This is a genomic window from Acinetobacter sp. YH16031, assembly GCF_013417335.1.
Lineage (GTDB): Bacteria > Pseudomonadota > Gammaproteobacteria > Pseudomonadales > Moraxellaceae > Acinetobacter.
Genome location: NZ_VPED01000001.1, coordinates 87,688 through 101,310, shown reverse-complemented (window position 1 = coordinate 101,310; position 13,623 = coordinate 87,688). Strand labels below are relative to the sequence as shown.

The following is a 13,623-nucleotide window of genomic DNA, read 5'->3' as shown; positions in this document are numbered from 1 at the left end:
ATGAAGATCCAATTCGATGCGAATCTTGATTACCAAGCACAAGCCATAGAGTCGGTAACCAGTGTATTTTCTGGACAAGAAATTTGTCAGACTAATTTTACTGTTTCATCGTTGCAGTCTTGGGTAGAAGGTTCACTGTTTTATGGAAAAGAAGAAAACAGTTTAGGTATTGGTAATCGCCTAAGATTATTGGATGAAGATATCCATGCCAATATCCGTAAGATCCAGCTGAAAAATGGCTTGGCACCCTCTGAATCATTCAACTCAAAAGACGGCATACACTTGACTGTTGAAATGGAGACCGGTACTGGTAAAACTTACGTTTATCTGCGTACGATCTTTGAAATGAACCGCCTGTATGGCTTTACCAAATTCATTATCGTAGTACCTTCAATTGCGATTAAAGAAGGTGTTCAGAAGTCACTAGAAATCACTGCGACCCATTTTAAAGAGCTGTATGAAAACGTTGCTTTTGATTATTTTACCTATGATTCTAGCAAGCTGTCAGATGTAAGAAATTTTGCGACCAGTCCTGATATTCAGATCATGGTGATTAACATTGATGCTTTCCGTAAAAGCTTTAATGACCCTGAGCAAGAAAATAAAGCCAATATTATTCACAGGGCTCACGACCGCATGACTGGGGCTAAACCTATTGAGTTTATCCAGCAAACCAATCCCATTGTGATTATCGATGAGCCTCAAAGTGTGGATACCACGGATAAGAGTAAAGAAGCGATTGCCTCGCTCAATCCCATGTGTACTTTACGTTATTCCGCAACGCATGTAGAAAAGCATCACATGCTCTATAAATTGGATTCAGTCGATGCTTATGAGCAAAAACTGGTTAAGCAGATTGAAGTGGCAGGTATTGAGGTCAAAGATGGTCATAACAAAGCCTATATCAAGCTATTAAGTGTCAATAATAAGAAAAGTCCGATTACCGCAAAAATCGAGATTGATACCCGTTTGAAAAATGGCAGTATCAAACGAAAAGAGGTTACGGTCACCAGTGGTGCTGATCTGCTGGATGCAAAATACAGTGGAGGACGTGATGTTTACGATGGTTACATTATTGAAGATATCTATTGTGAACAAGGCAATGAGTACATCAGCTTTACCAGCAAACCTGAAATTTTAAAGCTGGGCCAGGCGATTGGAGAGGTTGACCCTGATGAATATAAGCGATTGCAAATTCGCAAGACTATTGAGGAGCATCTGGATAAGGAAATACGCTTGCGCCCTCAGGGTATCAAAGTATTGAGCTTGTTCTTCATCGACAAGGTAGCCAACTATCGTTGGTACGATGAAGAAGGAAATTCTCAAAAAGGTAAATTTGCTCTGATGTTTGAAGAGGAATATGCTAAAGCCATACGCAAGCCTAAATACAATCAACTCTTTGAGGGAGCTGATCTAGATACAGCTGCTGATGGTGTTCATAACGGCTATTTTGCTATTGATAAAAAGAAAGACTCATCTGGCAATGAAATGCTGAAAGAGTCCAAACTAGGAAAAGATGGGAAAGCAGCAAGTACGGATGCAGATGGCAGTGCCTATAGTCTTATCATGAAAGATAAGGAAAAACTGTTAAGCTTTAGTTCTAAACTGAAGTTCATCTTTTCGCATTCTGCCCTTAAGGAAGGTTGGGATAACCCGAATGTTTTCCAGATCTGTACGCTGAATGAAACTAATTCCGTAATCAAAAAACGCCAGGAAATTGGTCGTGGTCTACGAATCTGTGTCAATCAAGATGGTGAGCGGGTTCATGGCTTTGAGGTTAATACACTGACTGTGATGGCCAATGAGTCTTATGAGCAATTCGCAGAGAAACTGCAGAAAGAAATCGAGCAGGAAGAAGGGATTAAATTCGGTGTAGTAGAATACCATCTCTTTGCCAATATTGTAGTTCCGGTGGATGAATACAATCATGAGTATCTTGGTGTTGATGCCTCCAAAAAGCTTTGGGAACATCTGCAAGCAACTGGATATATTGATAACAAGGGCAAAGTTCAGGATTCTTTGAAAACTGCGTTGAAAAGTGGTGATCTTAATTTGCCGGAAGAATTCAAGGCACACACACCACAAATTGCGACAGTGCTGAAGAAAGTTTCCGGTAACCTGAATATCAAAAACCGAGATGACAAGAAAAAAGTATCACTGAATAAAGCGGTATTTTTAAGCCCTGAGTTTAAAGAACTCTGGGATCGGATCAAATACAAAACGACTTTCCGAGTAGATTTTGACATAGATGCACTGATTTCAAAATGTGCGGAAGAGATTAAATCCAATCTACAGGTCGGTAAAGCTCGTTTTATCTATCGCAAGGCTAAAACCGAGATTAACCGTGGTGGAGTTCATACAGAGCAGATTCAGGAAACAGCCAGTGTCTATGAATCACGTTCATTTGAACTGCCGGATTTAATTACCTACCTGCAGAACGAAACTAATCTGACTCGTCGCACAATTGTTAAAATCATCAAGAAAAGTGGTCGCCTAGAGTCTTTTAAGAACAATCCACAAAAGTTCATCGAGCAGGTCGCAACCATTATTCAGCACCAGATGCGTCTCTTTGTGGTCGGTGGAATCCAATATCACAAAATTGGTGATGATCAGTTTTATGCACAAGAGTTATTCAGTGATAATGAATTGTTTGGCTATCTGCAGCAAAACATGGTCGAAAGTAAAAAGTCAGTTTTTGATCACGTAGTCTACGATTCTGATATTGAGCTGGAATTTGCGAATGCATTTGAGCGAAGTGATGATATCAAGCTTTATGCAAAGCTTCCGGATTGGTTCAAAATCGATACTCCATTAGGAACTTATAATCCGGACTGGGCGGTTCTGATTGAAGTGGATGGAAAAGAGAAGCTTTATTTCGTGGTTGAAACCAAGAGTACGCTATTCACTGATGCCCTTCGCCCAATCGAAACAGCCAAAATTGCGTGTGGTAAAGAACATTTCAAAGCGCTTGGTAATGATGTTGAATTCACTTTTACAAAATCATTTGAGGATTTTTCGGGGGAATATGTCTAAGTTGGTTGTTAAAAGTAATTACTAATCAATAATATAATATTTATTTAAGTCCTCACTTAATTAGTGAGGACTTAAAGTTTATAGAAATAAATTAAGAAATCATATTGTTATAGCTTTCGAATATTCATACTTAAAGTTTTTATGACTCCTAGTAAGTCAGGAGGATGATGGAAGTGTGCAAGTTGATATAGTATTGAAATATGCAAGCAACTATTTTTGGACTTTAGTAAATACTTCTATGGAAAATCACTAACTTTTAAGAATCGAGACACAAATACAAGAACTATAAATCTGCTACAATTACGCCAATTTTAAGTTATCACTTCACTGGCTTGATACACATTCACAAGTGTGTACAAAACTGTGTACATATTGAAGATTTCCCTTATGTTTAAAGATCAATTAGCTAGAGAAGTAGCGGCTCGCAGAACTTTTGCTATTATTTCCCACCCCGATGCCGGTAAAACCACCATGACAGAAAAACTGCTGTTATGGGGTCAGGCCATTCAGGTTGCAGGTATGGTGAAAAGCCGTAAATCGGATCGTGCAGCCACTTCTGACTGGATGGAAATGGAAAAAGAGCGTGGGATTTCGATCACCACGTCCGTCATGCAGTTCCCGTTCAAGGACAAGATGATTAACCTGCTGGATACCCCGGGACATGAAGATTTCTCGGAAGATACTTACCGTACCCTCACTGCGGTAGACTCGGCATTGATGGTGATTGACGGTGCAAAAGGTGTCGAGGAACGTACCATTAAATTGATGGAAGTGTGTCGTATGCGTGACACACCGATCATTTCTTTCGTCAACAAAATGGACCGTGAAATCCGTGAGCCTTTAGAGCTGCTGGATGAGATCGAAAATGTCTTGAAAATTAAATGTGTCCCGATTACCTGGCCACTCGGTACAGGACGTGACTTCGCTGGTGTATATAACCTGCTCGAAGAAAAGTTCTATGTCTATAAAGCCGGTTTTGGTTCAGTAATTACTGACATCGAAGTTCGTGATGGTTATGACCATGCAGACTTACGTGAAAAAGTCGGTGAGCTGGCTTGGGCGGCATTTGAAGAATCGTTGGAACTGGTACAAATGGCGAATGAGCCATTAGATCGTGAAGAATTCCTGGCAGGCCGTCAAACTCCAGTGCTGTTCGGTACTGCTTTGGGGAACTTCGGTGTCGACCATGTTCTGGATACATTTAGCGAATATGCACCGCCTCCCAAAGCGCATCCAACTCAAGACCGTAAAGTAGAGGCGGATGAAGAAGGTTTCACAGGGTTTATCTTCAAGATTCAGGCCAATATGGACCCGAAACACCGTGACCGTATCGCTTTCATGCGAATCTGTTCAGGTAAGTATGAAAAAGGCATGAAAATGAAGCATGTGCGTATCGATAAAGATATCCGCATTAGTGATGCCTTGACCTTCCTGGCCGGTGACCGTCAGCATCTGGAAGAAGCATGGCCGGGTGATATTATCGGTCTGCATAACCACGGTACCATCCAGATCGGTGATACTTTCACTTCAGGTGAAAAACTGCAATTTACCGGTATTCCGCACTTTGCACCGGAAATGTTCCGCCGTGTCCGTCTCAAAGATCCGTTGAAGTCAAAACAGCTACAAAAAGGTCTGAAAGAGCTGTCTGAAGAAGGTGCAACTCAGGTCTTCATGCCACAAAACAGCAATGACCTGATTGTTGGTGCTGTGGGTGTGCTGCAGTTCGAAGTGGTAGCGTATCGTCTGAAAGAAGAGTACAAGGTGGACTGTATTTATGAGCCGGTGAGCATCAATACAGTACGTTGGGTATCTTGTGAAGATGAGAAAAAATTCAACGAATTCAAGAAAAAAGCCCATGACCAGTTATCTGTAGATGGTGGTGGTCACTTGACTTATCTTGCACCAAGCCGGGTGAATTTACAGCTGATGCAAGAACGTTATCCAGATATCGTATTCCGTAATACACGCGAACACTAAGCCTTCAGGCTTGGAAAATGTTAAACAGCTTCTCCGGAAGCTGTTTTATTTTGTGCTACATTTAAACCACTCATTACTTATATCTCTAAAAAATCATGAAGTTTAGTAAGGAAATCCTGCTCGGTTCAGTCATTGGCTGTAGTTTGTTACTTGGAGCATGTGATAAAAATGAAAAAAAACAGCCAGCGACAGAACAAAAAAAATCTGCAGCAGTCACCCCTGAAGAAAAAGCCAAATTTTTGCCTTACCTGAATATTCAGGAGAAATCGGCCGATATTGCCTTGCCATTTTGTGAGACCAAAAACTGTATTAATCTGGATATTCAGACCTTAAAGACAGCCGATTCCTGGCTAAACCAGTCTATTGAAAAGCAGCAGGCGAAAGTGATTCAGGATCAAATTGGCCTAAAGCAGGATATGAGCCTGCAGCAGGCGGTTAATGCCTATGTAAAAAAATCCGATGCCTGGCAAGCCCAGCTCAAACTGAATAAGGCCTACGAATTATCTCTTTATACCCGTATTCCTTATCAGCGCAATCAATTTGTGTTAATGCAAATTGGGGTAGACAGCACTCAGGAAAATATCCGCGTCAATGAACGCTATTATTTCTTTGTAGCTGACCGGTTGCAGCAAAAAATACTCAGTCCTCTGGATATTATCAATCCTGAACAGCAGTTGCAGATGGACCAAATTGTGCAGCAGGCTTATCAAAAGTGGTTAAAAGACAATAATGCGGAAGTCCAGCAGAAAGCTCCAAAAAAACTGTATTGGGGGCAGGCGGACTGGTTCTTTGATCAGGAAGGAATTGGCTTACATTATCGTAGTCAGGAAATTAGCAAAGATGCCAAACAACTGGACATCTATTTAACCAAAGAACAAACAAAACAAGTCTTGAAAGTGGATATTTATCAGAATATGTTCTAACAGGTAGGTCCTGCAAGGATAAATGATGATGTTGAACAAAGGTTAATGCATGTCAAATTATAAGAATGTTTTATGTCTGTCAGTATTGGCATCAGCGGTCTTGCTGAGTGCCTGTCAGCCTAAGGAAAGAGACCCGAAAGAGCCTGCTGCGCCTGAAGTGGTACAGGCTCAGCCTGAAGTGCTGAAGCTGAGCGGTGATACTGAGAAGCTGAAACTGGCCTTACCTGAATGTGAAGGAAAAAACTGTCCTGAGATTTCTATTGAGCGATTGAAAAGCAATCAGCCATTTATTGATGAATGGATAGATCAGCAGATTCTGCAGCAGCTACAGGGTATTTTGTCTATTGATGCGATCGAACCGGCGAAAGCATCTGCAGCCAGTGAAGCAGAAGCCGCTGCTTCCGAACCGCAAACTGCATTAGCCAATGTCAAAACTCCAAAACAGCAGCTTGAACAGCAGATTCAGCCGCATATGCAGACTTTCCTGAATCTGGACAAGGAACTGAAAGCACTCAGTGCCAGCCATAGTATCAGTCTGATGATCAAACCGAGAATTCTGCAGTCTGGCGATCCACTCGCGACTGTGGTCTTAAACAGTACCCATTATCTCGGTGGTGCGCATGGCGCTTCTGCTCAGACTTACTACAATTTTGACCTTGAGCAGAAAAAGCTGATTAAGCTGGACGATATCATTCTGCCTAAACAAAAGGCTCAACTTGAAGCCAAAGCTTATGAGGCTTTTAAAGCCTGGGTGATGGAATCCAAACTGGCCAATGATGTAGCTGAATATGAACAGGCTTGGAAATTCAAACTGACTGATAATTTCTATCTGTCTAAACAGGGATTGGCACTGCAATATGCCGAATATGAGATTGGTCCTTATGTGGTGGGTTTGCCACGTCTGGTCATTCCTTATGAACAGCTGAATGGCATTCTGAAACCTGAATATCTGCCTCAAACAGAGAACGCTGCTTCAGAAGCCGAGCCTGCAACTCCTGCCAAAGCACGCTGATGGTTTCATTATTTGATACCCATACCCATTTTGATGTTCCCGATTTTGATTATGATCGGGAACAGTTGGCTTATGCATCCAAAGCAGCAGGGGTGGAGCATCTGGTCTTAATTGGTTTTTTACAGAGCCGGTTTAAGGATTTATTGCAGACGCATCATTTTATTAATCAGTTAGACAATGCGCCTCAAAGTCATCTGGCACCCGGCCTGCATCCATTTTATATTGAGCAGCATCAACCTGAGCATTTACAGGATCTGGAGCAGTTATTAAGCACAGAGCCTTGTATTGCCATTGGTGAAATTGGTCTGGATACTTTCGATAAACGGCATAAACAGCCGGAACTTTTCCAGAAACAGAAAGATTTTTTTGCTGCACAGCTGGAACTGGCGCAGCAGTTTGATAAACCTGTGTTACTGCATATCCGTAAATCTCATGCCGATGTTTTACAGATTCTAAAACAGCATCAGTTTAAACAAGGTGGTATTGCCCATGCTTTTGGTGGCGGGATTGAAGAAGCCAAAGCCTTTATTAAACTGGGCTTTAAGCTTGGGATAACAGGGCAAATCACCAATCCGAATGCCAAAAAACTGCACCAAGTCGTACAGCAGGTAGGACCGGAACATCTGGTGCTTGAAACCGACTGTCCGGACATGACGCCCTTATGTTGCCAGCATTCTACTGAGCAGCGAACTCGCAATACGCCTGCCAATCTGCCTTATGTCCTGCAAGGCCTGGCCAAGAGTCTGCACATGGATCAAGATGAACTGGCACAGCAGCTCTGGAAAAATACCCATCAGGCTTTACATCTGGCGATCTAAGATAAAACCATACATCGGTCGGAAACTGGATTCCAATTTATGATCCAGTGAAAAAAAGGCGCATTATGCAATTTCTAAAATGCTTTAGACTTGGCATCATGCATATAAATTATTTTGAGTGAGATTCACATGGCACAAGGACTATTGGCGGGTAAGCGCTTCTTGATCGCAGGTATTGCAAGTAAATTATCAATTGCTTTTGGTATTGCTCAGGCATTACATCGTGAAGGTGCAGAACTCGCTTTTACTTATCCAAATGAAAAGCTGAAAAAACGTGTAGATGATTTTGCTGCACAATTCGGTTCGGAATTGGTTTTTCCTTGTGATGTGGCTGTAGATGCAGAAATTGACAATGCATTTGCAGAACTGGCAAAACACTGGGATGGTCTGGATGGTGTCGTACATTCAATCGGTTTCGCACCAGCACATACTTTAGATGGTGATTTTACTGATGTGACGGATCGTGAAGGCTTTAAGATTGCCCATGACATCAGTGCGTACAGCTTTATCGCGATGGCACGCGCTGCGAAGCCATTACTGGCTGTACGTCAAGGCTGCCTGTTAACCCTGACTTATCAAGGTTCTGAGCGTGTGATGCCAAACTACAACGTGATGGGTCTGGCGAAGGCCTCTTTAGAAGCAGGTGTACGTTATCTGGCATCTAGCCTGGGTGCAGAAGGTATCCGTGTCAATGCGATCTCAGCAGGTCCAATCCGTACATTGGCAGCGTCTGGCATTAAATCATTCCGTAAAATGCTGGACCTAAATGAAAAAGTGGCTCCACTAAAACGCAATGTGACCATTGAAGATGTCGGTAATGCAGCATTGTTCCTGTGCTCACCATGGGCGAACGGGATTACTGGTGAAATCATGTATGTCGATGCGGGTTATAACACAGTAGGTATGAGTGCTGAACTGATGCTGGATGCAGAATAAGTCGCTTTAAAAGATTAATTCTCAGCAGAGAAAAACCCTCAAGTTTTTGAGGGTTTTTTATTTTTAACTCTAATTGTTAATGATGTAAGTCTGATGACAAGGGATACAAGAATTTGGATCAAAATAATTTATCTTTCAGGACTTTCCCACTAAGATGCTTAATATAAAAACAATACAGGACAATTAAGGATGTTTAAAAATTTTTTAATCAGCATGATTTTTGTGATGGGAACTGTGGGGATCACCACGTCGGGCATGGCAGCAGACAATCACTATCATGACAATATGCATGAACTTGACCATCATTTAAAAAATTTCAAATCTGCCAAGGATAGCAAAGAGGCGCGGGCAGCATTGCAAGGCATGCAAAAATCTGTGGAAGTCTGCCAGAAAAATTTACCATCAGGTCTACAAAAGCTAAAATCCAAAGATGCAAAAATTACGGCTTATCAGGGATTGTTAACTGACTTATTGAAAGAGATTAAACAAGCTGAGCAACTTGTTGCAGCCAATCAGCTAGCCAAAGCACAAACATTGACAGAGAAAATGGATCAGATTAAAAAGCAGGGGCATCAAGCCTTTAAATAAGCCATAAAAAAGACCGCAATTGCGGTCTTTTTTAACTTCAAGATCAAGTGATTAAGCTTGACCTTCAACAGCAGCAGCTTGCGCACGTTGCATGTTCGCTTCAAATTCAGCATCGAAGTTGATTGGAGTAAGCAGCAATTGCGGGAAGCTACCTTTAGTGACCATATCATTCACCGCTTCACGAAGGAACGGGAACAGAATGTTCGGGCAGTAAGCACCAAGAATGTATGGCAGACGCTCTTCTTCCACGCCATCAATCAGGAAAATCCCTGCTTGAGTCACGTCAACGATAAACGCTGTATCACCTTCATTGGTTGCTTGAACCACAACTTTTAAAGCCACTTCAAAATGAGTCGGATCAATTTTTTCTGCAGAAGAAGAAAGGTTGATGTTTAACTCAGGTTGCCATTGCTTGGTAAAAACTTGTGCCCCAGGAACTTCAAAAGAAATATCTTTAGTGTAAATACGCTCTAATGCCAATTGTGGTTGAGCTTGTTGTTCTTCACTCATTCTTTAATCCTTGATATGAGGTAGGTTTTAGTAAATTAAGCCAATAATTCGTCTAGTTTGCCTTCACGCTCTAGGGCATAAAGTTGATCAAAACCGCCGATAAATTGTTCATTAATAAAAATCTGTGGCACGGTACGATGATTGGTGCGTTGCATCAATTCAAGACGCACTTCAGGGGCTTCATTCGATAAATTAATTTCTTTGAATGCAACACCTTTGCGCTCAAGGAGCTGTTTTGCACGGATACAATACGGACATACTGTCGTCGAATAAATAGTAACTTCAGCCATGATCAATCTCCTGTTCGCAGATTATTTGCTTTTCACCAAAGGTAAACCTTGAGCTTTCCAGTTTGTAATGCCGCCATCCAGACGGTAGGCATCTGCATGACCTACCTGTTGAAGCGCAGAACCTGCAACTTGCCCAAGATTACAAATGAACACCAACGGGCGATCAGATGCTTTTAACTCATCAACGTGTTTTGTAATTTGGCTATATGGAATGTTACGGCTACCACTGATGTGACCTTCACGGAAGTCTTTGGCATCACGTAAATCAATCAGCATGGCATTTTTTGCTTTAACTAAAATTCCCAGCGATTGCGGAGAGATTTTGCGACCATTACGTTGACCTTCGATAATGAAGAAGACAACCACGAGTACCGCGAGTGTTCCAAACAAGAAGGGGTGATTCCCCATAAACTCGAACCAACGTTCCACAATTCACCTAATTACAATTTTAAAATTGCCAAGAGTATAGCTCATAAATATGGTGATCAAAATCACCGCTTCAAGGGCTAAGCCTTAAGAAAATTAATTTTTTTGCTGCGCTTCGTTAATTTCGCCGATTAAACGTAAATAGCTTTCCAGTCGGCGCGGCAAAATTTCCCCTGTTGATGCTGCCTGACGTAAGGCACACTGCTTTTCATGCTTATGTGTGCAGTTACGGAACTGGCAGTGACCGAGCAAGTTTTCAATTTCCGGAAAACCACTTTGGACTTTATCCAAGGTCAGATGCCAGAGACCAAATTCACGAATCCCTGGTGAGTCGATGAGAGCAGCGCCATCGCCAAAGGAAATCAGACGTGTGGAGGTCGTCGTATGCTGACCCAGTGCCGAGTTTTCAGAAATGACATTAGTTTTCTGTGCAGCATCCGGGACGATCGCATTAATCAGCGTGCTTTTACCTACACCAGACTGACCGACAAACGCTACAGTTTCCTCATTCAGACGAGCGGATAGTTCTGTCAGATCGCCATCGGACTGGGTTTGCATAACTTCATAACCCAAATCTTTATATTCTTTAAGCAAATCCAGAATCGGATCATTTTCCTTGAGCAAATCGGATTTATTCAGAACTAAAAGTGCTGGAATCTCTGCATCTGCACAAGCCACCAGATAACGGTCAATCAAACCCGGTGCTGGTTCAGGCAATGGCGCGAACACAATCACAATCAGGGAAATATTGGCGGCAACCGGTTTAACCTTGTGGTAACGGTCAGGACGGGTCAGCAAAGAAGTACGCGGATGAATCGCTGTAATAATGCCGAGTCCGGTATTGGGATCAGCCTGCCATTTGACCCGGTCACCTGTTACCAGCAATTCCAGGTTAGTTCGGGTATGGCAGCGCCAGACACTCCCTAGTTCAATCGGTTTCCAGAATGGCTCAGGTTCACCTTCAGCCACGACCGGTTTTTCAGGATGCTGTTCAGGTACAGACAAGGCCTGGACTTCAAGCTGGCGGCCATAATGCTGCACGACCAGTCCTTCCAGGTCTTGAGAGGTATCGATCTCTTCCTGACGCGTTTTGTGCTGTTTTTGAATACGACGTTGTTGTTGTTCAGTTAAACGACGTTTACGTATTAAAGCCATTCAAATCCTAAAAAACCATGGGAGCGAGATGGCAAAAATAGCATGAAGCGGGGTGTCAGTTACAGCATCGACGTAATAAATTTGCTACTATAAATGTTTTATAGCCTAATAAGATTGCACATTTATGAGCAGCACCCCGGATAGCCGCCTGATTTGGATTGACCTGGAAATGACAGGTCTGGATACAGATAATGACCAGATTATTGAAGTTGCCACGATTGTAACGGACGATAACCTAAATATTCTTGCCGAAGGGCCCGTGCTAGCTGTGCATCAATCTGACCGTATCCTGAATGCGATGGACGAGTGGAATACTCGCCAGCATGGTCAGTCTGGCCTGATTGAGCGTGTACGCCGCAGTAAATTGACTGCTCAGGATGCAGAACGTGAAACGATTGAATTCCTGAAAAAATGGGTCAATCCAAAAGTATCGCCGATGTGTGGTAACTCGATCTGTCAGGACCGTCGCTTTCTGCACCGTTTAATGCCTGAACTGGAACAGTATTTCCATTACCGTAATCTAGACGTATCTTCAGTAAAAGAGCTGGCAAAACGCTGGCGCCCTGAAATCATGAGTGGTCTGAAGAAAAATGCTTCGCATCTAGCGATGGATGATATCCGTGATTCGATTGCTGAACTGAAATATTATCGTGAATATTTCTTCATTATGAATAAATAATCCGAGCAAATAAAAAAGAGGCGAAAGCTTCTTTTTTATTGCTTGGCAGAAAGTTTCTTGTGATAAAAGTTTTCACTGCTTTCAAACAGTACCCAGGTCAGAAGCACCAGAGCAAGATGGGTTTGGGTTTCATATTGATCCAAGATAATCAAAGCAAATAATCCTAAAGTCAGGATACGGATCATGATACTGAGATAATAATTTTTCTGCTTTTTAAAGGTTAAACCGTAAAGATAGAGCAGGAACAGGAAAACCATCAGGGCAAAAAGGGCGTTAAATAGCATGCTGATCTGGCTCCCTTTAGGACAATAATAATTGAAATATTGTGAAGTTTATGATGGTTGTAATTTGATCGATTTTACGTGTTTTAGCGATGGCACAAGAATGCTTTTTTAACTGATTTTGTATCTGGATTTTAGTGGCAGTAAAGTGTCCATGATTTTGCTAAAATGCTCTGGTGTTTTTCTTGCTATTGATGACCTATGACTGATCTGCTTCAAGATGATGAGTATGACCGCCGTTTTGCGGGTGTAGCCAAAATTTATGGTGACGATAGCTTTCATCATTATGAAAACAGTCATGTGATGGTGATCGGAATTGGCGGTGTTGGTTCATGGGCAGTCGAAGCATTGGCACGTACCGGGATTGGTGAGCTCACACTGGTCGATATGGATGTGGTCGCAGCATCGAATATTAACCGTCAGTTACCAGCTATGACGGCGACACTAGGATGTGAAAAAATCGAAATCATGGCAGAACGCTGCCGTTCGATTAATCCACGCATCAAGATCAATCTGATTGACGATTATCTGACGCCAGAAAATGTGAAAGAAATTCTGTCAGGAAATCCTGACATCATTCTGGACTGTATCGATGACGTCAAAGCGAAATTTGCCTTGATGCTGCATTGCCGTTTTAACAAGGTTCCATTGATTGTATCCGGTGGAGCAGGCGGTAAACTGGATCCCTTAAAAATCCGTGTTGCCGATTTATCCAGAACCGAACAGGATCCAATGCTGGCAAAATTACGTGCGCAATTACGTGCTAAAGGCATCTGTAAAAAGCCAAAAGAAAAATTTGGCATCACTTGTGTCTACTCTATCGATAACCCATTCTCGAGTGCAGATGTTTGTGCAAGCGCAGGCTTACGCTGTGGTGGTTATGGGTCTGCAGTGGTAGTGACATCTAGCTTCGCCATGGTTGCGGTATCGGAAGTATTGAAAAAGCTCGATAGTAAAAGACTTAAAGCCTGATTGAGTCAAAAAAAAGCACACGA

Annotated in this window: 14 protein-coding genes; 9 read left to right on the top strand and 5 right to left on the bottom strand. The window is 42.3% G+C overall.

Going from position 1 to position 13,623, the window contains the following annotated elements:
• The 7 genes from FTV31_RS00475 (at position 1) to FTV31_RS00445 (ending at position 9,287) form a co-directional block, all read left to right on the top strand.
• Positions 1–3,033 (top strand): type III restriction-modification system endonuclease, encoded by a 3,033-nt coding sequence (locus tag FTV31_RS00475; RefSeq protein WP_180012642.1) that lies wholly within the window; start codon positions 1–3, stop codon positions 3,031–3,033.
• Between the two features lie 387 nt (positions 3,034–3,420).
• Positions 3,421–5,010, top strand: coding sequence for a peptide chain release factor 3 (locus FTV31_RS00470; RefSeq protein WP_180012641.1), 1,590 nt, complete (start codon positions 3,421–3,423; stop codon positions 5,008–5,010).
• A 95-nt stretch (positions 5,011–5,105) separates the two neighbouring features.
• The gene (locus FTV31_RS00465; RefSeq protein ID WP_180012640.1) at positions 5,106–5,933 is read left to right on the top strand and encodes a hypothetical protein; all 828 of its coding nucleotides are present in this window, start codon (positions 5,106–5,108) and stop codon (positions 5,931–5,933) included.
• Positions 5,934–5,982: 49 nt separating this feature from the next.
• Positions 5,983–6,945: an RsiV family protein gene (locus tag FTV31_RS00460; protein ID WP_180012639.1), complete on the top strand. Its 963-nt coding sequence runs from the start codon at positions 5,983–5,985 to the stop codon at positions 6,943–6,945.
• The gene (locus FTV31_RS00455; RefSeq protein WP_180012709.1) at positions 6,942–7,763 is read left to right on the top strand and encodes a TatD family hydrolase; all 822 of its coding nucleotides are present in this window, start codon (positions 6,942–6,944) and stop codon (positions 7,761–7,763) included. Before FTV31_RS00460 ends, FTV31_RS00455 begins: the two co-directional genes overlap by 4 nt.
• Before the next feature lie 129 nt (positions 7,764–7,892).
• A complete protein-coding gene (locus FTV31_RS00450; RefSeq protein WP_005232173.1) occupies positions 7,893–8,699 on the top strand; it encodes an enoyl-ACP reductase in 807 nt (268 codons plus the stop codon).
• A gap of 189 nt (positions 8,700–8,888) precedes the next feature.
• Positions 8,889–9,287, top strand: a complete 399-nt coding sequence (locus FTV31_RS00445; RefSeq protein WP_180012638.1) for a cytochrome b562 — start codon at positions 8,889–8,891, stop codon at positions 9,285–9,287.
• Positions 9,288–9,338: 51 nt separating this feature from the next.
• Here FTV31_RS00445 and secB read toward each other — a convergent pair whose 3' ends face one another.
• The 4 genes from secB to rsgA all read right to left on the bottom strand — a co-directional run bounded on the left by secB (position 9,339) and on the right by rsgA (position 11,668).
• Positions 9,339–9,797: a protein-export chaperone SecB gene (gene secB / locus FTV31_RS00440; RefSeq protein ID WP_004782070.1), complete on the bottom strand. Its 459-nt coding sequence runs from the start codon at positions 9,795–9,797 to the stop codon at positions 9,339–9,341.
• Positions 9,798–9,832: 35 nt separating this feature from the next.
• Positions 9,833–10,087, bottom strand: a complete 255-nt coding sequence (gene grxC, locus FTV31_RS00435) for a glutaredoxin 3 (RefSeq protein WP_004782071.1) — start codon at positions 10,085–10,087, stop codon at positions 9,833–9,835.
• Between the two features lie 21 nt (positions 10,088–10,108).
• A complete protein-coding gene (locus tag FTV31_RS00430) occupies positions 10,109–10,516 on the bottom strand; it encodes a rhodanese-like domain-containing protein (protein WP_005232169.1) in 408 nt (135 codons plus the stop codon).
• Positions 10,517–10,609: 93 nt separating this feature from the next.
• Complete coding sequence (gene rsgA, locus FTV31_RS00425; RefSeq protein WP_179992385.1) at positions 10,610–11,668, bottom strand: ribosome small subunit-dependent GTPase A; 1,059 nt, start codon at positions 11,666–11,668, stop codon at positions 10,610–10,612.
• 124 nt (positions 11,669–11,792) lie between these two features.
• Between rsgA and orn the strand changes: the two genes are divergently transcribed.
• Entirely contained in the window at positions 11,793–12,347 is a 555-nt protein-coding gene (orn, locus tag FTV31_RS00420; RefSeq protein WP_004782074.1) for an oligoribonuclease, read from the top strand.
• A gap of 35 nt (positions 12,348–12,382) precedes the next feature.
• Here the strand turns inward: orn and FTV31_RS00415 are convergent, their stop codons facing one another.
• Positions 12,383–12,631: a hypothetical protein gene (locus tag FTV31_RS00415; protein WP_159124233.1), complete on the bottom strand. Its 249-nt coding sequence runs from the start codon at positions 12,629–12,631 to the stop codon at positions 12,383–12,385.
• A gap of 198 nt (positions 12,632–12,829) precedes the next feature.
• Between FTV31_RS00415 and FTV31_RS00410 the strand changes: the two genes are divergently transcribed.
• Entirely contained in the window at positions 12,830–13,600 is a 771-nt protein-coding gene (locus tag FTV31_RS00410; protein ID WP_004782076.1) for a ThiF family adenylyltransferase, read from the top strand.
• Positions 13,601–13,623: the final 23 nt, after the last annotated feature.

Bases quoted from the DNA above. Each gene is read 5' to 3' on its own strand.
- FTV31_RS00475 (WP_180012642.1), top strand. From the start codon at position 1: ATGAAGATCCAATTCGATGCGAATCTTGATTACCAAGCACAAGCCATA.
- FTV31_RS00470 (WP_180012641.1), top strand. From the start codon at position 3,421: ATGTTTAAAGATCAATTAGCTAGAGAAGTAGCGGCTCGCAGAACTTTT.
- FTV31_RS00465 (WP_180012640.1), top strand. From the start codon at position 5,106: ATGAAGTTTAGTAAGGAAATCCTGCTCGGTTCAGTCATTGGCTGTAGT.
- FTV31_RS00460 (WP_180012639.1), top strand. From the start codon at position 5,983: ATGTCAAATTATAAGAATGTTTTATGTCTGTCAGTATTGGCATCAGCG.
- FTV31_RS00450 (WP_005232173.1), top strand. From the start codon at position 7,893: ATGGCACAAGGACTATTGGCGGGTAAGCGCTTCTTGATCGCAGGTATT.
- FTV31_RS00445 (WP_180012638.1), top strand. From the start codon at position 8,889: ATGTTTAAAAATTTTTTAATCAGCATGATTTTTGTGATGGGAACTGTG.
- secB (WP_004782070.1), bottom strand. From the start codon at position 9,797: ATGAGTGAAGAACAACAAGCTCAACCACAATTGGCATTAGAGCGTATT.
- grxC (WP_004782071.1), bottom strand. From the start codon at position 10,087: ATGGCTGAAGTTACTATTTATTCGACGACAGTATGTCCGTATTGTATC.
- rsgA (WP_179992385.1), bottom strand. From the start codon at position 11,668: ATGGCTTTAATACGTAAACGTCGTTTAACTGAACAACAACAACGTCGT.
- orn (WP_004782074.1), top strand. From the start codon at position 11,793: ATGAGCAGCACCCCGGATAGCCGCCTGATTTGGATTGACCTGGAAATG.
- FTV31_RS00415 (WP_159124233.1), bottom strand. From the start codon at position 12,631: ATGCTATTTAACGCCCTTTTTGCCCTGATGGTTTTCCTGTTCCTGCTC.
- FTV31_RS00410 (WP_004782076.1), top strand. From the start codon at position 12,830: ATGACTGATCTGCTTCAAGATGATGAGTATGACCGCCGTTTTGCGGGT.